Genomic DNA, 20,021 nt, shown 5'->3' with positions numbered 1-20,021 from the left:
GGCAAATGCCTGTTGCGCCTAGCTCTGGCGTTCCAGCACGGCGGCGAAGAAGCCGTCCGTGGCGTGGCGGTGCGGCCACAGCGAAAGGTAATCGCCCATTTCCAGATCGATGCGCTGCTCGGCCAGCACGTCGCGCGCCGGCACCAGAGCGAAATCCGGATGATCGGCGAGGAACTGCTGCACCACGGCTTCGTTTTCGACGTCGAGAATCGAGCACGTGGCGTAGACGAGGCGGCCGCCCTTTTTGACCAGCCGCGCGGCGCTCGCCAGAATCGACGCCTGCTTCGGCGCCAGTTCGGCCACCGAATCCGGCGACTGGCGCCACTTCAGGTCCGGGTTGCGGCGCAGCGTGCCGAGGCCGCTGCACGGCGCATCGACCAGCACGCGGTCGATCTTGCCCGCGAGGCGCTTGATCTTGGCGTCGTGTTCACTGTCGATCAGCACGGGATTCACATTCGACAAGCCGCTGCGCGCAAGGCGCGGCTTGAGCTTGGCAAGACGCCGCTCGGAAATGTCGAACGCATAGAGCCGGCCGGTGGAGCGCATTGCCGCGCCCAGCGCCAGCGTTTTGCCGCCCGCGCCCGCGCAGAAGTCGACGATCATCTCGCCGCGCTTGGGCGCGACCAGCGAGCAGAGCAGTTGGCTGCCCTCGTCCTGCACCTCGACCCAGCCATGCTGGAACGCGTCGAGCTTGGTGAGCGGCGGCTTGCCGACCACGCGCACGCCGAACGGCGCGAACGGCGTTGCGCCGGCCTCGATGCCGGCCTTCGACAGCGCATTCAGCACGTCGTCGCGGCTTGCCTTGATCGGATTCGCGCGCAGATCCAGCGGCGCCGGATAGTTCAGCGCCGCGGCCAGTTGCGCCAGCTCTTCGGGCTCGAACCGCTTGCTGAGCGCCTGATAGATCCAGTCGGGCAGATTCAGGCGAATCCGCAGCGGCAGGCTTTCCGGGTCGATCTTAGAGACGTGTTCGAGCCAGCTCAACTCCTGTTCCGACACGAAAGGCTTGAGCGCGTTACGCCCCGCCGTCTGCATCAAGCCGAGCAACGCCATGCGGCGCGCCGGGCTGCCGGCGCCGCCCTCGGCCAGATGGGCGAATTCCATCCGGCGGCGCAGCACCGCGAAAACCGCCTCGGCAATCACGCCGCGTTCGCCGTGCCCGAGCTTCGGGTGAGCGCGGAAGAAACGGCTCGTGGTGGCGTCGGCGGGGCCGGTGAATTTCAGGACTTCGGCCAGCAAAGTCTCGGTTTGTCCAATCAGAAAACCATGCAATCTCATGCGCCCTCTCCGGCGGTGTGACCGGCAAAGAGCCATTGCGGCTCCGGCGGCGTAAGCGTGACACGCAGCCCTTCGAGAGCAAGGCGCCCTTCGACGAACCAGCGCACCGCGCGTGGATAAATGATGTGTTCGGTTGCCAGCACGCGTTCGGCGAGCGTGGCGGGGGTATCGCCCGTCTCGACGGGCACCGCCGACTGCACCACGATCGGCCCGTGATCCAGCTGCGACGTGACAAAATGCACGGACGCGCCGTGCAGCCGCACGCCCGCGTCGAGCGCCTGTTGATGGGTTTTCAGACCCGGAAAGCTCGGCAGCAGCGACGGATGCACATTCAGCATGCGCCCGGCGTAGCGGTCGACAAAACCGGCCGTGAGCACCCGCATGAAGCCGGCGAGCACCACCAGATCGGGTGCGAAGCTGTCGATCTGGCGAGCCAGCGCGGCGTCGAAGCTGTCGCGGTCGGGAAACTGGCGGTGGTCGACCACCGCCGTGGCAATGCCGTGCGACGCCGCGAACACAAGGCCCGCGGCGTCAGGACGGTTGGCAATCACGGCGGCGACTTGCGCCGGCCAGGCCTCGTCCGAGCAGGCTCGAACGATGGCTTCCATGTTGCTTCCCCGTCCGGAAATCAGGATGACGAGTTTTTTCATCCGCGGATTTTATCATTCGAGGACACCGAAACCGCGACGCGCCGCCGTCCACTGCGCTGAACGTTTATAATCGTTTGTTTTGCGGCACCCCGGCCGCTCCACCTCAAACCCGCTATCGTGAGAGTCTTCCGCGGTCTTCCCAATGCTGAAAGCCGTGCGCCCTGCGCACTGACCATCGGCAACTTCGACGGTGTCCACCGCGGCCATCAGGCTTTGCTCGCCCATGTGCGGGCGGCTGCCGATGCGCGCGGCCTGCCCGTCTGCGTGATGACCTTCGAGCCGCACCCGCGCGAATTCTTCAACCCGGCGGGCGCGCCGCCGCGCATCGCCATGCTGCGCGACAAGCTCGAGGCGCTGCGCACCAACGGCGTCGACCGGGTGGTGGTCGAGCACTTCAATCACACGTTCGCGAGCCAGTCGCCAGACGCGTTCGTCGAACGGATCATCGTCAACGGACTGCACGCGCGCTGGGTGATGATCGGCGACGACTTCCGCTACGGCGCAAAACGCGCGGGCGACTTCGCGTCGCTGAAGGCCGCGGGGCAGCAACACGGTTTCGAAGTCGAACAGATGGCCACGGTGGCCGATCCGTCGGGCGCGCGCATTTCGAGCTCGGGCGTACGCGCGTCGCTGGTGGCGGGCGACCTGGACGCGGCGCGCGCCGCGCTGGGCCGCGATTATGTGATCAGTGGCCACGTCGTGCACGGCATGAAGCTCGGCCGCGATCTCGGCTTCCCCACGCTGAACCTGCCGATCGCCCACAAGCGCCCGGCGCTCGCGGGCATCTTCGTGGTGCGCGTGCACGGCGTGGCGGACGAACCGCTGGCGGGTGTCGCGAGCCTCGGCCTGCGTCCCACGGTGGACGATTCCGGCCGCGTGCTGCTCGAAGTCCACCTGCTCGACTGGCATGGCGACGCGTATGGCAAACTCGTGCGCGTCGAATTCCTGAAGAAGCTGCGCGACGAGGAGAAGTATGTCGACCTCGAAACGCTGACGGCCGCCATTGCGCGCGACGTCGCCAACGCGCGCGCGTGGTTCGCGGCCGTCGGGGCGGGTACGCCGGGCAGCCGTTCCACCGGCTTCGCCACCTCGGCCACTGACCGAATTAGATAGCCGCCGTGGTCCACGCAAGCGCTTAAGCGCCGCATGTGTGGACCCTCGCCGCGCGCATCGAAGGGCGTCCGTGAATCACGCGACATGCCTGCCGGGCGCGCCCAACGCCCCCGCGCATCGTGCGCATTCCGCGCCCCGCTGCGCATAGAAAGAATTCACCGCGACCTCATCATGAGCAATAAGAAAGCCGATTCGAAACCGCAGTCACGCTACCCGGTCAACCTGCTCGACACGCCGTTCCCGATGCGCGGCGACCTGCCCAAGCGCGAGCCGCAATGGGTCAAGGAATGGCAGGAGCGCAAGGTCTACGAGAAGATCCGCGCCGCCAGCAAGGGCCGCAAGAAGTTCATCCTGCACGACGGCCCGCCGTACGCGAACGGCGACATTCACCTCGGCCACGCGGTGAACAAGATCCTGAAGGACATGATCGTGAAGGCGCGCAATCTGGCGGGCTTCGACGCGGTCTACGTGCCGGGCTGGGACTGCCACGGCATGCCGATCGAAATCCAGATCGAAAAACAGTTCGGCAAGTCGCTGCCGGCGGCTGAAGTCATGCAGAAGGCACGCGCCTACGCGACCGAGCAGATCGAGAAGCAGAAAGTGGGCTTCCGGCGTCTGGGCGTGCTCGGCGACTGGGACAATCCGTACAAGACCATGAATTTCTCGAATGAGGCCGGCGAAATCCGCGCGCTCGCGAAGATCATGAAAAAAGGCTACGTATTCCGCGGCCTGAAGCCGGTGAACTGGTGTTTCGACTGCGGCTCGGCGCTTGCCGAAGCGGAAGTCGAGTACAAGGACAAGACCGATCCGACCATCGACGTGCTGTTCAGCTTCGCCGAACCGGAAAAGACCGCGCAGGCGTTCGGCTTGAATGCGCTGCCGCGCAACGAAGGCGGCATCGTGATCTGGACCACCACGCCGTGGACCATCCCCGCCAACCAGGCGCTGAACCTGCACCCGGAGATCGTCTACGCGCTGGTCGATACGCCGCGCGGTCTGCTGATCCTCGCCGAAGAGCGCGTTCAAGCGTGCCTGAAACTGTACGGCCTGGAAGGCACGATCGTCGCCACCACGCCGGGCGCGAAGCTCGTCAATCTGCGCTTTCATCACCCGCTCGCGTCCGCGCATCCGGGTTACAAGCGCACCGCGCCGGTCTATCTCGGTGACTACGTGACGACTGAAACCGGCACGGGCATCGTGCACTCGTCGCCGGCCTACGGCGTTGAAGACTTCGTGTCGTGCAAGGCGCACGGCATGGCGGACTCGGACATCATCAATCCGGTGATGGGCGACGGCCGCTACATCGAATCGCTCGCGCTGTTCGGCGGCCTGTCGATCTGGGCGGCCAACCCGCAGATCGTCGAAGCGCTGCAAGGCGCGGGTTCGCTGATGCGCACCGAGAAGTACACGCACAGCTACATGCACTGCTGGCGCCACAAGACGCCGATCATCTACCGCGCCACGTCCCAATGGTTCGCGGGCATGGACGTGAAGCCGAACGATACCGACAAGACGCTGCGCGAAACCGCGCTCGAAGGCATCGAGAACACCGCCTTCTATCCGGCGTGGGGCAAGCAGCGCCTGTTCAGCATGATCGCGAATCGCCCGGACTGGACGCTGTCGCGTCAACGCCAGTGGGGCGTGCCGATGGCGTTCTTCGTGCACAAGGAAACCGGCGAACTGCATCCACGTACGCTGGAATTGCTCGAAGAAGTCGCGCAACGCGTCGAGAAGGCCGGCATCGAAGCCTGGCAATCGCTCGACCCGCGCGAGCTGCTCGGCGACGACGCCAACATGTACGAGAAGAACCGCGATACGCTCGACGTGTGGTTCGATTCGGGCACCACGCACTGGCACGTGCTGCGCGGCTCGCATAAAGACGAACTGCAATTCCCGGCCGATCTGTATCTGGAAGGCTCGGACCAGCACCGCGGCTGGTTCCACTCGTCGTTGCTGACCGCCTCGATGCTCGATGGCCGCCCGCCGTACAACGCGCTGCTCACGCACGGCTTCACCGTGGACGGCGAAGGCCGCAAGATGAGCAAGTCGCTCGGCAACGGTATCGACCCGCATGAAGTGGCGAACCGCCTCGGCGCGGAAATCATCCGCCTGTGGATCGCGTCGACCGATTACTCGGGCGAACTGGCGATCTCGGAAGAAATCCTGAAGCGTGTGACGGAAGGTTATCGCCGTATCCGCAACACGCTGCGGTTCCTGCTCGCGAACCTGTCGGACTTCGACTTCGCGCAGCACGCCCGTCCGGTCGAAGACTGGCTCGAGATCGACCGCTATGCGGTGGCGCTGTCGGCGAATCTGCAAAACGACATCCTCTCGCACTACGAGAAATACGAGTTCCATCCGGTGGTCGCCAAGCTGCAGACGTTCTGCTCGGAAGACCTCGGCGGCTTCTATCTGGACGTGCTGAAAGACCGTCTGTACACGAGCGCCGCGGACTCCGTCGCGCGCCGCTCGGCGCAGACCGCGCTGTATCACATCGCGCACGGCCTGCTGCGTCTGATGGCGCCGTTCCTGTCGTTCACCGCGGAAGAAGCGTGGAAAGTGTTCCAGCCGAACAGCGAAACGATCTTTACCGAGACGTATCACGCGTTCCCCGCCGTGCCGGACGCCGGCGCGCTGCTCGACAAGTGGACGCTCCTGCGCGCCGCTCGCAGCGACGTGACCAAGGCGCTGGAAGAAGCGCGCGTGGCGAACCTGATCGGATCGTCCCTGCAGGCGGAAGTGGAAATCCGCGCAAGCGGCGCGCGTTACGACGCGCTCACGAGCCTCGGCGACGACCTGAAGTTCGTGCTGATCACCTCGGCGGCGAGCGTCGCGCAGGTCGGCAGCGAAGCGGAAGAAGGCGTCGAGGTCATCGCCTCGAAGTATCTGAAGTGCGAACGCTGCTGGCATTACCGCGCGGACGTCGGCGCGAACGCCGAACACCCCACGCTGTGCGGCCGCTGCTTCAGCAATCTGTTCGGCAACGGTGAAAGCAGGAGCGCGGCATAATGGCGAGAACCATGTCGAAAACCGCGTCGAAAACATCTGTTGCAAACGGATCGCTCGCGCCCTGGCTCGGGGTTGCGCTAATCGTCATCCTGTTCGATCAGTTGACGAAAATCGCGGTCCAGAAGGTCTTCGCCTACGGTGTCGCGCATGAGGTCACGTCGTTCTTCAACCTGATCCTCGTGTACAACCGCGGCGCGGCGTTCAGCTTCCTCGCCATGGCGGGCGGCTGGCAACGCTGGGCGTTCACCGCGCTCGGCGTGGTGGCCGCGCTGGTGATCTGCTATCTGCTCAAGCGCCACGGCGGGCAGAAAATGTTCTGCACGGCGCTCTCGCTGATTCTCGGCGGCGCGCTCGGCAACGTGATCGACCGGCTCGCGTATGGGCACGTGATCGACTTCCTCGATTTCCACGTGCGCGCGTGGCACTGGCCGGCGTTCAATCTTGCCGACAGCGCGATCACGGTCGGCGCGATTCTGCTCGTGCTCGACGAACTGCGGCGTGTACGCGGCAGCGCACGCTGAGGCAGCAGGCGCTCGCGCCCGGATTCGCGCACCAGTACGGCTTGAAAGGCGCGGCGGCGGGGCACACAACGCCCCGCCCCGCTGACCGCCACCACGCTTTGTCGGAGGCTTTCGTTGGCAACCGCAGAACTCGCAGGAAAACACCTCGTCCTCGGCATGACGGGCGGCATTGCCTGCTACAAGATCGCCGAACTCACGCGTCTATTGACCAAGGCCGGCGCGACCGTGCAGGTCGTCATGACCGACGCGGCCACGCAGTTCATTACGCCCGTCACCATGCAGGCGCTGTCCGGCCGTCCGGTCTACACGAGCCAGTGGGATGCGCGGGTGCCGAACAATATGGCGCACATCGATCTGTCGCGTGAAGCGGATGCGATCGTGATCGCGCCCGCCTCCACTGATTTCCTCGCCAAACTCGCGCACGGCATGGCCGACGACCTGCTGTCAACGCTGTGCGTCGCGCGCGATTGTCCGCTGCTGGTCGTGCCGGCCATGAACCGGCAGATGTGGCAGCACCCGGCGACGCAGCGCAACGTCGCGCAATTGCGCGCGGACGGGGTTCAGGTGCTTGGGCCGGATTCCGGGCCGCAAGCGTGCGGCGAAGTCGGCGACGGCCGCATGCTCGAAGCCGCCGCCACGTACGAGGCCATCGCCTCGTTCTTCGCGCCGAAGCTCCTGGCCGGCAGGCGTGTGCTGCTGACCGCGGGGCCGACGTTCGAACCGCTCGATCCGGTACGCGGCATCACCAACCGCTCCAGCGGCAAGATGGGTTTTGCGCTGGCGCGCGCCGCGCAACAGGCGGGCGCCGAGGTGCATCTGGTCGCCGGCCCGGTCGCGCTGGAAACGCCTTGGGGCGTATTCCGCCAGGACGTGCAAACCGCCCAGCAGATGCACGACGCGGTGATGCACGCGGTCGCGGACGCCGACATCTTTATCGGTGTGGCCGCGGTAGCCGACTGGCGCGTGGATCACGCCAGCGAGCACAAGATCAAGAAAACGGCGGATCGCGCGCTGCCGAGCTTCGCTTTCGTCGAAAATCCGGACATTCTGGCCTCCGTGGCCAAACTGCCGCATCCGCCGTTCGCGGTCGGCTTTGCCGCGGAAAGCGGTGACCTCGAAGTCCATGGCGAAGAAAAACGCGTGCGCAAGAATGTGCCGCTGCTGATCGGCAATCTGGGCCCGCTGACTTTCGGCCTCGATGATAACGAAGTCATCCTGTTCGAAGCCGGCGGCGCAACGAAGCTGCCACGCGCCGACAAGCAGACGCTCGCGCGCGCGCTGATCGCGGAGATCGCGAAGCGTCTGCCCGACACAAGTCTGATTCGCTGAGCCTTCCCAGCGGCAAGTCCGCGCGGCCGCCGGGAGTCGCGGCAGCGACCTGATTCATCTGGAGCGGTACTGACATGACGCGACTATCCGTACTCGATCAAACGCCGGTGATCGCCGGGCACTCGGTAGCGGACGCGATTGCCGCCACCGTCGAACTCGCGCAACTCGCCGACGACCTCGGCTACACGCGTTACTGGTGCGCCGAGCATCACGGCCTGCGTGGCGTGTCGAACCCTTGCCCCGAGGTGATGCTGGCGCGCCTCGGGAGTGTGACGCGGCGCATCCGGCTGGGCTCCGGCGGCGTGATGCTGCCGTACTACAGCCCGTTCAAGGTCGCCGAGCAATTCATGATGCTCGAGGCACTGTTCCCCAAGCGTATCGATCTGGGCGTAGGGCGCGCGCCGGGCGGCGACATGCGCACCGCACAAGCGGTCGCTGCCGGCGACTACAATCGCGGCGACATTTTCCCGCAGCAGGTCGCCGATCTGCTCGGCCTGATGCACGGCACGCTGCCGGGCGATCACATCGCGAGCGGCGTGCTGCTGCAGCCGCAAATCGATACGCGTCCGCAAGTCTGGATGCTTGGTTCGAGCGAATTCGGCGGCCTGCTGGCGGCGCAACTCGGCATTCCGTTTGCGTTTGCGCACTTCATCAACGCGCATTTCGGGCACCAGGTCGCGCATGCGTATCGTGAGCGCTTCAAGGCCGGCCAGGACGGACAGCAGCCGTATCTGGCAGCCGCCGTGTTCGTGATCTGCGCTGACACCGAGCAGGAAGCCGCCGATCTGGAGAAAGCCGTCGATCTGCGCCGTGTACAGATGGCCTACGGTTTGAACGAGCCGATTCCATCCATCGAACAGGGCATTGCGCAGGAGTACGGCGAGCGCGAGCAACTGGTGATCTCACGCGAAAAACCGCGCAGTATCATCGGCACGCCGGGAACCGTCACTGAGCGGCTCCGTGCGTTGCAGGAGCAGTTCGAAGCCGACGAACTGATCGTGCTCACCGTTGCGGGCAGCTATCGCGCCCGGCTGCGCTCCTATGAACTTCTTGCTGAAGCGTTCCAGCTCGAACGCCCGGCCCCCACCCCGTAACCTTCGAACCTGCATGAAACTCGACCTGAAAATCCTCGACGCGCGCATGCGCGACCAGCTCCCGGCTTATGCCACCACCGGCAGCGCGGGACTCGACCTGCGCGCGTGCCTCGACGAACCGTTGGCGCTCAAACCCGGCGAAACCGCGCTCGTGCCGACGGGACTGGCCATTCACGTCGGCGATCCGGGCTATGCGGCATTGATTCTGCCGCGCTCGGGTTTAGGCCATAAGCACGGGATCGTGCTGGGCAACCTCGTCGGTCTGATCGATTCGGATTACCAGGGTCAACTGATGATCTCGACGTGGAATCGCGGCGAGACCACGTTCGTGCTGAATCCAATGGAACGCCTCGCGCAGTTGGTGATCGTGCCGGTCGTGCAAGCGGAGTTCAATATCGTCGACGACTTCGAAACCAGCGAGCGTGGCGCGGGCGGTTTCGGCAGCACGGGCAAGCATTAAGCTGGATTCCCCCAAAACCGTGCTGGCTTAGCCCAACCCAGCACGGCTCTCTCCCGCCACTCAAGCCTTCCACACGTCTTTCCGCGGCGCGAATAGAATTCGGAGTTGTCCGATTTGGACCTTCAACTCCCCCACCTATAAATCAACCACCAGCAGCACCGATCCACCCGGCCACACTTGCTGATTCATTGCCGGCCGCCTCACGTTCCAGCATCCCAGTTCCGTCAAAGCCAGACCAAGGAGGTTCACGTCACGAGCAGTGTTTTCAATTTATCGATTTGTTTAGGCATCCATATCATATTCAATCCGGTGCGGATGCTTTGCCATTGTGGACAGTACTCTTCTTCGCCCATCCGGGCGATCAGTCCAGAGTCCACTGGACAAACCTGAATGGAGCCAGCATGAAGATCGAATATGATGCAATCGTCGGCCCGGGTGCCAATGAATGGTATGGCACGATCATCGTCTCCAACCTGCGCTATGAAGACGGCAGCGCCGTCAACGTCGGCCAGTTCCTCGAATTCAACTTCCATTCACCGGCCAATCTGGATGCCACGGCCATCCAGCCACAGTTCATCAGTTGGGTCACCGGCGCGACTACCGTGGAAGCATCGCAAATCGGCGACGGCGACTTCGACGTCACCGCGACCATACCGTTCATCACACCCTATACGATGCAACCGCCCGATCAGATCACGATCGGCATCAACGGCAATCTTGTCGCCAATCCCGACACCTGGCTCGATTCATTCGTATTCGCCGCCGATCACGAACCGACGATCTTCGGCACGGTGTCAGCCGCATGCGAGGCGGCGCCCGACCTGGCGTTGGCGAGCGTGACGCCCGTACTCACACTCGCACAGGGCAGCATGGTCACCACTTTGCCGCTGAGCTACGGCGAAAGCGTCACGGCGAGTCTCGAACAGGGCGGCTATACGGTAAGCGGCGATAGCGTCTCCACTGACGATGAGACTGTTGTTGCTGCGCTTGTCATCAATCCCGCCTCGGTTGAAGTCACCGCGGGCAATACCGCGACGATCGGCGTGACATTCGGGCCGGTCGAGCGCTATTGCGCGCTTGATATCGCGATCGGATCGCTCACCGGTCTGTCGAGCGAAACGCTCAGCGTCACACTGATCGACAGCAAGACTGGCAACACGCTCGCGGCATTCGATGCAAGCACGAACAGCGTGACGTCGCTGCGAAAACTGCCGCCGGCGGGCACCGCGCATATATCGCTGCAGAACGTCGCACTGAACGATGTCCGCTACTCGTTCGAGGTGCCGGCCATCACGCTCACGAACGCACTGCAGCAGGTGACCATCAACGATTCCATGGTGACGAGCAAGCCCGTCAACACCTCCGGCTACGTCGAGGTGGCGATCAAGGTCACGGCCGACCAGACGCTCGATCGCCAGATCGACTTGCGCCTCGTCGCCAGCGACATGAGTTATCTGCAGACCGTCGCCGTCCAATCGCAGCAAACCGCTTTCTCGGCGCTCGTCCGCCCGGGTCATTACACGGTGGAGGCTACCGACTTCCTGTCGGCGGGCGTCGTGTATGCGGTCGGCACGCCAGCGCAATTGAACGTGAGTGGTGACGGCCGCATTGAACTCGACGTGAGCATCGGCGCGTCCGCCAATCTCCACGTGCGCGGCTTCCCTGCGTACCTGTGCTTCGGCGGATGTGCCGATCTGCAGACGAGCAATCTGGCCGACTTCGCCGCGGCGCGCGCGACGTCGGTCTTCGATTACGCCGGCACCGACGGCGCCGGCGACTCGAACGTTTTCCTGGCGGACGACGTCCAGACAAGAACGACGATCACCCTCGCCCGCAACATCGAAACGCAACTGGACAACGTTCAGCCGGTGCTGCCGGTGATGGTGTCGTACACCTGCAACCTGTCGCTCGGCGACACGCCGACAATCCTCGCGAATGCCGACGCTCACGCACACAGCTTCGCGAACTACATCCTGGCGCTGAACATCGCCACCGAGGCGATCGACAACGATCACCCGGTTCCGGCGGGGTTCATCGTGAACCCGGACTTTCTCGGCGCGTGCGAGCAGGCCAACTTTGGCGCGAACTACGCGATGCCGGTGCGCGGTCCGCTGCAAACCGCGCTCGACCATTGGTCGATCTCGGTAGCCATTCCCGCCAATATCACCGAGGACATCGCCGGCTACGTCCTCGCCGTGAACTGGCTGACCCGCACCGTGGCGCCAAGCGTGACGTTCGGCTGGCAGATCAACCTCTGGGGCGTCGGCTATTCGGAGTGGATTTATGAGGAGACCGATCAAACCGCGCAAATGGCGCAGCAAACAGCGGCCTATGTCGCCAGCCTCGGCGTATATGACGGCCCTTATGCACCCGACTTTCTCGCGATCGACCGCTACGAAGCGGACGACTTCACGCAGCGCGCGTACGTGAACGGCTATTGCTATGGCCCTCGCGAATGGAAACGCTACTTCGATTTCTGCAAGGCAGTGAGCCGCGCGCTCAAATGGCCGGTGATGCCATGGCAGATTCCCGCGAGCCGCATTCCGAATACGACCGACCCGGTCGCGACGGACTTCGACTCTCAACATTGGGGAACCGGTGGCAGCTGCTTGCTGGGCGATCCGGCAATCGGCACCGACTACCGCAACGTGCATCCGACCATCCTGGCGTTGAAATTCCCATCGGTGTTCCAGCCATCCATGGGCGCTACGGCCGAAGATATGTTCCTGCGGTCCGAACCGTTCGACATTTCGAATCCGATGTATGGCGACTTCCCGTTGCGCGGCATCTTCACCGTCTTGCTGGGCGGCGGCGCGACAACGGGCATCGTCTCGGCGATCGGCAATCCCGAGGCGTGGGCGAGAGACAAGCTGAACGCCTACATGAGCAAGCCGATCAGTTTCGATCGATAGCATCGGCACCAAAAAAAACGGCGTGGACCTTTGAGTCCACGCCGTTTCTTAGTACTACCGTGTACGCTTATTCGACTTCCACCGCTTCCGGATTCGGATTGCGCGGCGCCGGATGTTCGTCGAAGGTCAACTGCACCTTGTCTTCCGCATCCACGTCGACCGTTACGCGGCCGCCGTTCATCAGCTTGCCGAACAGCAGTTCGTCGGCCAGCGCACGACGGATCGTGTCCTGGATCAGACGCTGCATCGGCCGCGCGCCCATGAGCGGATCGAAACCGTGCTTGGCCAGGTGCTTGCGCAGCGCGTCGGTGAAGAGCGCGTCGACCTTCTTCTCGTGCAACTGATCTTCCAGTTGCATGAGGAACTTGTCGACCACGCGCATGATGATTTCTTCATCGAGCGAGCGGAAGCTGATCACCGCATCCAGACGGTTACGGAACTCAGGCGTGAACATGCGCTTGATGTCGACCATTTCGTCGCCGGTTTCCCGACGATTCGTGAAGCCGATCACCGACTTGCCCATCGCTTCGGCGCCCGCATTCGTCGTCATGATGATGATGACGTTACGGAAATCTGCCTTGCGCCCGTTGTTGTCCGTCAGCGTGCCGTGGTCCATGACCTGCAGCAGCACGTTGTAGATGTCCGGATGCGCCTTCTCGATTTCGTCGAGCAGCAGCACGCAATGCGGCTTCTTCGTGACGGCCTCGGTCAGCAGACCGCCCTGGTCGAAACCGACATAGCCCGGCGGCGCGCCGATCAACCGGCTGACCGCATGACGTTCCATGTATTCCGACATGTCGAAGCGGATCAGCTCGATGCCCAGCGTGAACGCCAGCTGCTTCGCCACTTCCGTCTTGCCGACACCCGTGGGGCCGGAGAACAGGAATGCGCCGATCGGCTTGTCCAGCTTGCCGAGACCCGCGCGCGCCATCTTGATCGCGGCCGACAGCGCGTCGATCGCCGGGTCTTGCCCGAACACCACGCTCTTCAGATCGCGATCCAGCGTTTGCAGCTTGCTGCGATCGTCTTGCGACACGCTTTGCGGCGGGACACGCGCGATCTTCGAGATGATTTCCTCGATCTCGTTCTTGCCGATGGTCTTCTTCTGCTTCGACTTCGGCAGGATGCGTTGCGCCGCGCCCGCTTCATCGATCACGTCGATCGCCTTGTCCGGCAGATGACGATCCGTGATGAAGCGTGCCGACAACTCAGCCGCCGCCGACAGCGCGCCCGACGAATACTTCACGCCGTGGTGCTCTTCGAAACGCGACTTCAGGCCACGCAGGATCGCCACCGTCTGTTCGACGGTCGGCTCGGTCACGTCGACCTTCTGGAAACGGCGCGACAATGCCGCGTCTTTTTCGAAGATGCCGCGATATTCCGTGAACGTGGTCGCGCCGATGCACTTGAGCGTGCCCGACGACAACGCCGGCTTCAGCAGATTCGACGCGTCCAGCGTGCCGCCCGACGCAGCACCCGCGCCGATCAGCGTATGAATTTCGTCGATAAACAGGATAGCGTGCGGACGTTCCTTCAATTCCTTGAGAACCGTCTTCAGGCGCTGTTCGAAGTCGCCGCGATACTTGGTGCCGGCGAGCAGCGCGCCCATGTCGAGCGAATACACCTGCGCATCCGCCAGAATGTCCGGCACTTCGCCGCGCGTAATGCGCCATGCGAGGCCCTCGGCGATCGCGGTCTTGCCGACGCCGGCCTCACCGACCAGCAACGGATTGTTCTTGCGGCGGCGGCACAGCACCTGCACCACACGCTCGACCTCCGACTCGCGCCCGATCAGCGGATCGATGCGGCCGTCTTTCGCCATCTGGTTCAGGTTCTGGGTGAACTGCGCAAGCGGGGTTTCCTTCTGCGCGGCGGCTTCGTCGGACTCGGCATTCGCGTCGCTCGCTTTCGCGGCGTCCGTGCTGCTCGTCTTGGCGATGCCGTGCGAGATGAAGTTGACCACGTCCAGACGCGTCACGCCCTGCTGTTGCAGGTAGTACACCGCGTGCGAATCCTTCTCGCCGAAGATCGCGACCAGCACGTTGGCGCCGGTCACTTCCTTCTTGCCATTCGAGGTGGATTGCACATGCATGATCGCGCGCTGGATCACACGCTGGAAACCCAGCGTGGGCTGCGTGTCGACGTCGTCCGTGCCAGGCACGGTCGGCGTGTTGTCATGAATGAAGTTGCGCAGGTTCTGGCGCAGATCCTCGATATTGGCCGCGCATGCACGCAACACCTCCGCCGCTGTCGGATTGTCCAACAGTGCCAGCAAAAGATGTTCGACCGTTATGAACTCGTGCCGCGCCTGGCGTGCTTCCATGAACGCCATGTGCAGGCTGACTTCCAGTTCCTGGGCAATCATGCTTCCTCCATCACACACTGCAGCGGATGCCCGGCCTGCCGTGCGTGGGTAACGACTTGCTCGACTTTGGTCGACGCGATGTCCCGCGTATAGACCCCACAAACTCCCCTGCCCTCGCGATGCACCTTCAACATAACCTGCGTTGCGGTTTCACGATCTTTATTGAAGTATTCCTGCACGATCATCACGACAAATTCCATTGGCGTGAAGTCGTCATTCAGCAGCACCACCTTGTACATGGATGGCGGCTTGAGCTTTTTCTCCTGCCGCTCCAGTACGGTGCCGTCCTGCTTGTCCGGGATAATCGCCATACACCCATTCTAAACAACTAGGACAGGCCCGCAATCCTGTCAAAACCCGGCCGACCGGCCGGTGAGCCCGTTCGCGACCACCTGGTGGGTGATTACCCTCCATGCGTGCGTTAATTCGACGAGCCGATTTGCGGAGCCGGCCCCTATCCTGTGATGCTTGCGGCCGTGCTGCGCCGCAGTCGGATCGAGTATCGCACAACCTGCCGTAGCTGGCTGACGGCTCGCCCGACCTCATCGGCGCCGGCGTAACCCGTTGAACAGCATGTGCGTCGATTATGCGACTTTTCAAGACAGCCCGCTTGCGCAACCGCACATAACGAAAGCGGGAAAAACCCTGGAAAGTGCCTGTTTGCAACGCGGCAACGGCATCTCAAAATTTTCTTGACACCCGAATAAAGAGCCTCAACAATCAAGCTGGCACTTTTTTCACCAAGCCATAATTTCGAAAAAATGCCGATGGTGAGCTTGTGAGGAGGGAGCGGCTGCATCGCGCGGTCGTCGAGCTTTTCGAGGGCTCGTGGTAGTGACATGAGTTACAGGGGAAGTTGGAATGGCAACTGGTACGGTCAAATGGTTCAATGACGCAAAAGGTTTCGGATTCATCACGCCTGACGAAGGCGGCGAGGATCTGTTTGCACACTTCTCGGCCATCCAGATGAATGGGTTCAAGACCCTCAAGGAAGGCCAAAAGGTAACCTTCGAGGTCGTGCAAGGCCCGAAAGGCAAACAGGCATCGAACATCCAGGCACCTGCCTGATTCTGCTCGATTCCCGTCCTTTGAAACCCGGCTGCGCGCCGGGTTTCTTTTTTTGAGCGCCATCTTCTGGTTGTGCTGATAGTGCCAGGCGCGACTGCATCCCAAATATCGGGCAATTGTTCATCCGCTATCCCTGTCACATTCCGCCCAACACTTCACGCCCGCCAATCTCGCTATCGATTGGAAGTGCGTATCGAACTCAGACCACCACTCCGGTACTCAATATAGAGCGCCCCTCAATGCGGCGTCGCGAGTGCGCGCTTGCGCGATAACGAGCGAGCCTGCGCCAGAAATAAACAACCCCGGCCGCCTCTCGGCGCCGGGGTTCAAATGCGAACTGAGTCAGCTTAACGCGAACCTAACGCGAACTGCTTACAGATTCTCGATCAACACCTGACCAAAGCCGGAGCACGACACCTGGGTCGCGCCTTCCATCAAACGCGCGAAGTCGTACGTGACGCGCTTTTGCAGAATCGATTTTTCCATCGACTTGATGATCAGATCCGCCGCCTCGGTCCAGCCGAGATGGCGCAGCATCATTTCGGCCGAGAGAATTTCCGAGCCCGGGTTCACGTAGTCCTTGCCGGCGTACTTCGGTGCGGTGCCGTGCGTGGCTTCGAACATCGCGACCGAATCGGACATGTTCGCGCCCGGCGCGATACCGATACCGCCCACCTGCGCGGCCAGCGCGTCCGACACATAGTCGCCATTCAGATTCAGCGTGGCGATCACGTCGTATTCAGCCGGACGCAGCAGGATCTGCTGCAGGAACGCGTCCGCGATCACGTCCTTCAGGACGATGTCGCCACCCGTCTTCGGATTCTTGATCTTCATCCACGGACCGCCGTCGATCAGTTCCGCGGCAAATTCCTTTTGCGCCAGCGCATAACCGTAGTCGCGGAACGCGCCTTCGGTGAACTTCATGATGTTGCCCTTGTGCACCAGCGTGACCGAGCGGCGATCGTTGTCGATCGCGTACTGGATCGCCTTGCGCACGAGACGCTCCGTGCCTTCGCGCGACACCGGCTTGATACCGATCCCCGACGTTTCCGGGAAGCGGATCTTCTTCACGCCCATTTCTTCGCGCAGGAACTTGATGACCTTCTTCGCCTGTTCCGACTCAGCCGGCCACTCGATACCCGCGTAGATGTCTTCCGAGTTCTCGCGGAAGATCACCATGTTGGTCTTCTCCGGCTCACGCACCGGCGAAGGCACGCCCTTGAAATACTGCACCGGCCGCAAACACACGTACAGATCCAGCTCCTGGCGCAACGCGACGTTCAGCGAACGGATGCCGCCGCCCACCGGCGTGGTGAGCGGTCCCTTGATCGACACGACGTATTCCTTGAGCACCTGCAGCGTCTCTTCAGGAAGCCACACGTCCGGGCCGTACACCTTGGTCGACTTCTCTCCGGCGTAGATTTCCATCCAGTGAATTTTCCGCTTGCCTGCGTACGCTTTTTCGACCGCCGCATCCACGACCTTGATCATGACCGGCGTGATGTCGAGGCCGGTGCCGTCGCCTTCAATGTACGGAATGATCGGCTGGTCGGACACGTTGAGCGAGAAATCGGGATTGACGGTGATCTTGTCACCACCGGTCGGAACCTTGATGTGCTGATACGGCATGATCGGACTCCAGTGAAGGCTGTGCTGAAAGCTGATGGGAGACTGCGAAATCGGGGGCGCTCCTCGCTACGCGCAATGCCGCACGCCGGCAAGCGGCCTGGCCGCTATTCTAGCCCACGCGGACGCCGCGCCAAGGCCGCGACGGCTCGGGGTTTTCCAACATGGACGAACTCGAACCGGCGATGCGTAATTCTTATGTCTTATATAAGACATGGAGCCAGTCACCGCGAATTATGCTTTATTATCCCGCCCTTGACCATCCGCGTCCCGGGCCGCTCGAGCACAGCGGCAGTACCCGCCGCATCCGGTGCCTCGCGACTCACATTCCCTCACTATGCGCCTCCTTGCTCTGAACAAACCGTTCGGCACCATCTGTCAGTTTTCGCCGCATGAAACGCGCGCGTCACTGGCCGACTGGGTCAAGGTGCCCAACGTCTATCCGGCGGGCCGCCTCGACTCCGACAGCGAGGGCCTGCTGCTGCTCACCGACGACGGCGCGCTGCAGGCGCGCATCGCCGAGCCGCGTCACAAACTCGTCAAACGGTATTGGGCGCAAGTGGAAGGCGCGGTCGATGCGGCCACGCTCAAGAAGCTCGCGCGCGGCGTCGATCTCGGCGACTACGTCACGCGGCCCTGTCGCGCCGAATACGTGGAACCGGCGCAGACGCTCTGGACGCGCACTCCGCCGATTCGCTATCGCGCCGCGATACCGACCACATGGATCGAGCTGTCGATCACCGAAGGCAAAAATCGCCAGGTGCGTCGCATGACAGCCGCCGTGGGATTCCCGACTTTGCGCCTCGTGCGCGTGGGCATCGGCGCGCTCGACGTGTTTGCGCTTGGGCTGCAGCCGGGAGAGAGCGTCGAATTGCCGCCGAACGCGCCGTGGGAAGGCGTGACGTGATGACGCGCGCGTGTGGCCACATTCCTGCGAATCGGCTGCACGCCTTCACCTCACACTGTGAATCAATCAGCTAACTCGTTGTATCAGCAAACAAAATAGCGTGTGAAACCATCGCAAAAAAGCGTGAAACACTTTCGTCTGCGACAACGCTGTGGCACGTGATCTGAATCAATCCATCGGCATATAAGTTTTCCGCAAAATTCGCGTCAACCGGTGCGCGAGCTCAGGCGTTATTCGACGCAGATGCCGCCCGAAGCTATCCGGCATTCAGCCTTAAGGGCCTTTGTGCAAGCCGCTCTCGCGGTAAGTGCGGGGAGTCTGAGCGCTAACGCAGACGTGTCGAAAATTTGTTCGATACGGCTGTCAACCGAAAGGTGGATGGCACGTTTACCGACATGACTCTATATATAACCGGGTCATTTGGTTAATTAACTAAAGCTGAGGATTCACAAAATGAACAAACTGATCGCCGCTCTGGTCGCTGGTCTCTTCGCAACGGCAGCATTCGCACAAGCTTCGGCACCGGCAGCAGCTTCGGCAGCTCCGGCAGCTCCGGCAGCAGCAGCTTCGTCGGCAAAGAAGACCACGAAGCACGCTCACAAGAAGTCGCACAAGAAGGCAGCAGCAGCAGCTGCAGCTTCGGGCGCTTCGGAGTAAGTTTGTTGTAAAAACGCAGTCAAGAACACGCTTCATTGCCGTTCTTACGGCGTTGAAAGGCAGATCACCGCAAGGCGATCTGCCTTTTTGTTTTTGACGCGCTCGCGTAACATTCGCGGGTTAATTTCCAGCAAGGAGTCATGCCGTGCGATTTCCCATGCGCTCGTTGATTGCGCGTTTCGCTGTTGCCGTTGCCCTGCCGCTCGCCGCGTTGACATTTACCGCGACTACCGCCGCGCCTGCTCATGCGCAGCAGTTGCCGGCCGGCGCGAAACAGCCCGGCGAATTTCCCCGCGCGAAGCTGACCGCGGGCATGTTCGTGATCGACGCTGCTGTCGCCGCGAACGACGCGGACCGCGAGCAGGGCCTCATGTATCGCACGACCCTCGCGCCGAACGAAGGCATGCTGTTCGTCTTCAACGAAAACGCCGTGCACTGCTTCTGGATGAAGAACACGTTGATCCCGCTGTCGATCGCGTTCATGCGCGCCGACGGCACGGTTACCGACATCGACGAGATGCAGGCCGAGACCACCAACAATCACTGCCCGAAGAACAACGGCGTGTATGCGTTGGAGATGAGCAAAGGCTGGTTCACGTCGAAGGGCATCAAACCGGGGATGAAAATCCAGGGCCTGCCCGCCGCGCAATAAGACGCGCCGGCGGCGCGCGATTATTCGCGAGCGTTGTCGCTGCCGTTTCGTCATACCGCTTTCCGGAAGCCGGTGCCTTGTCATGAGGCGCCGGCTTTTTTTTGCCGCGCCGCGGCATCGGGGCGTTGCCATACCGCGCCGGCTGCCCGTATCGCGTCGCACCGCCATATCGCGTCGTCTCGCCATATCGCGTCGTCTCGCCGAATCGCGTCGCTTGGCCGTATCGCCCCGCATGGCGGCGTCTCGCGTCGCACCGCCGCGCCTGGCTCAGGCAGCCCGAAGCCTTGCCAGCAGGCGTTCGCGCCCGACCGGCGAGATTCCTGCAAAAGACGGGCCGACGCGCTATCCTAGTAATCTTAGTAAAGCAGCACCCAAGGCTC

Annotated in this window: 16 protein-coding genes; 11 read left to right on the top strand and 5 right to left on the bottom strand. The window is 62.5% G+C overall.

Going from position 1 to position 20,021, the window contains the following annotated elements:
- Nucleotides 1–18 precede the first annotated feature (18 nt).
- On the bottom strand, nucleotides 19–1,278 hold the full coding sequence (locus tag CJU94_RS09190; RefSeq protein ID WP_095418423.1) for an RsmB/NOP family class I SAM-dependent RNA methyltransferase: 1,260 nt from the start codon (nucleotides 1,276–1,278) through the stop codon (nucleotides 19–21).
- Nucleotides 1,275–1,928, bottom strand: a complete 654-nt coding sequence (gene purN / locus CJU94_RS09185; protein ID WP_095418422.1) for a phosphoribosylglycinamide formyltransferase — start codon at nucleotides 1,926–1,928, stop codon at nucleotides 1,275–1,277. The genes CJU94_RS09190 and purN overlap by 4 nt, the downstream gene beginning before the upstream one ends.
- A 117-nt stretch (nucleotides 1,929–2,045) precedes the next feature.
- Between purN and CJU94_RS09180 the strand changes: the two genes are divergently transcribed.
- The 7 genes from CJU94_RS09180 (at nucleotide 2,046) to CJU94_RS09150 (ending at nucleotide 12,366) form a co-directional block, all read left to right on the top strand.
- Nucleotides 2,046–3,041 (top strand): bifunctional riboflavin kinase/FAD synthetase, encoded by a 996-nt coding sequence (locus tag CJU94_RS09180; RefSeq protein ID WP_095418421.1) that lies wholly within the window; start codon nucleotides 2,046–2,048, stop codon nucleotides 3,039–3,041.
- A 171-nt stretch (nucleotides 3,042–3,212) separates the two neighbouring features.
- Nucleotides 3,213–6,050, top strand: coding sequence for an isoleucine--tRNA ligase (gene ileS / locus CJU94_RS09175; protein ID WP_095418420.1), 2,838 nt, complete (start codon nucleotides 3,213–3,215; stop codon nucleotides 6,048–6,050).
- 11 nt (nucleotides 6,051–6,061) lie between these two features.
- Entirely contained in the window at nucleotides 6,062–6,571 is a 510-nt protein-coding gene (gene lspA, locus CJU94_RS09170; protein ID WP_095420274.1) for a signal peptidase II, read from the top strand.
- Between the two features lie 114 nt (nucleotides 6,572–6,685).
- Entirely contained in the window at nucleotides 6,686–7,900 is a 1,215-nt protein-coding gene (gene coaBC, locus CJU94_RS09165) for a bifunctional phosphopantothenoylcysteine decarboxylase/phosphopantothenate--cysteine ligase CoaBC (protein ID WP_095418419.1), read from the top strand.
- 74 nt (nucleotides 7,901–7,974) lie between these two features.
- The gene (locus CJU94_RS09160) at nucleotides 7,975–8,994 is read left to right on the top strand and encodes an LLM class flavin-dependent oxidoreductase (protein WP_095418418.1); all 1,020 of its coding nucleotides are present in this window, start codon (nucleotides 7,975–7,977) and stop codon (nucleotides 8,992–8,994) included.
- A gap of 13 nt (nucleotides 8,995–9,007) precedes the next feature.
- Complete coding sequence (dut, locus tag CJU94_RS09155) at nucleotides 9,008–9,454, top strand: dUTP diphosphatase (RefSeq protein ID WP_095418417.1); 447 nt, start codon at nucleotides 9,008–9,010, stop codon at nucleotides 9,452–9,454.
- A gap of 401 nt (nucleotides 9,455–9,855) precedes the next feature.
- On the top strand, nucleotides 9,856–12,366 hold the full coding sequence (locus CJU94_RS09150; RefSeq protein WP_095418416.1) for a hypothetical protein: 2,511 nt from the start codon (nucleotides 9,856–9,858) through the stop codon (nucleotides 12,364–12,366).
- Nucleotides 12,367–12,433: 67 nt separating this feature from the next.
- Here the strand turns inward: CJU94_RS09150 and clpA are convergent, their stop codons facing one another.
- Entirely contained in the window at nucleotides 12,434–14,731 is a 2,298-nt protein-coding gene (gene clpA / locus CJU94_RS09145) for an ATP-dependent Clp protease ATP-binding subunit ClpA (RefSeq protein ID WP_011489636.1), read from the bottom strand.
- Complete coding sequence (gene clpS / locus CJU94_RS09140) at nucleotides 14,728–15,042, bottom strand: ATP-dependent Clp protease adapter ClpS (protein ID WP_006050100.1); 315 nt, start codon at nucleotides 15,040–15,042, stop codon at nucleotides 14,728–14,730. The genes clpA and clpS overlap by 4 nt, the downstream gene beginning before the upstream one ends.
- Nucleotides 15,043–15,592: 550 nt before the next feature.
- Here clpS and CJU94_RS09135 point away from each other — a divergent pair.
- A complete protein-coding gene (locus tag CJU94_RS09135; RefSeq protein ID WP_007180614.1) occupies nucleotides 15,593–15,799 on the top strand; it encodes a cold-shock protein in 207 nt (68 codons plus the stop codon).
- A gap of 372 nt (nucleotides 15,800–16,171) precedes the next feature.
- On the opposite strand, the gene icd is transcribed toward CJU94_RS09135, so the two are convergent.
- Nucleotides 16,172–17,428, bottom strand: a complete 1,257-nt coding sequence (gene icd, locus CJU94_RS09130) for an NADP-dependent isocitrate dehydrogenase (RefSeq protein ID WP_095418415.1) — start codon at nucleotides 17,426–17,428, stop codon at nucleotides 16,172–16,174.
- Between the two features lie 334 nt (nucleotides 17,429–17,762).
- On the opposite strand from icd, the gene CJU94_RS09125 reads away from it, so the two are divergent.
- From CJU94_RS09125 to CJU94_RS09115, 3 genes are all read left to right on the top strand, one after another.
- On the top strand, nucleotides 17,763–18,332 hold the full coding sequence (locus CJU94_RS09125) for a pseudouridine synthase (protein ID WP_095418414.1): 570 nt from the start codon (nucleotides 17,763–17,765) through the stop codon (nucleotides 18,330–18,332).
- A 453-nt stretch (nucleotides 18,333–18,785) separates the two neighbouring features.
- Nucleotides 18,786–18,989, top strand: a complete 204-nt coding sequence (locus tag CJU94_RS09120; protein WP_095418413.1) for a hypothetical protein — start codon at nucleotides 18,786–18,788, stop codon at nucleotides 18,987–18,989.
- Between the two features lie 145 nt (nucleotides 18,990–19,134).
- Entirely contained in the window at nucleotides 19,135–19,641 is a 507-nt protein-coding gene (locus CJU94_RS09115) for a DUF192 domain-containing protein (RefSeq protein ID WP_095418412.1), read from the top strand.
- Nucleotides 19,642–20,021: the final 380 nt, after the last annotated feature.

The organism is Paraburkholderia aromaticivorans (assembly GCF_002278075.1).
Lineage (GTDB): Bacteria > Pseudomonadota > Gammaproteobacteria > Burkholderiales > Burkholderiaceae > Paraburkholderia > Paraburkholderia aromaticivorans.
This window is presented reverse-complemented; position numbering and strand designations above follow the sequence as displayed.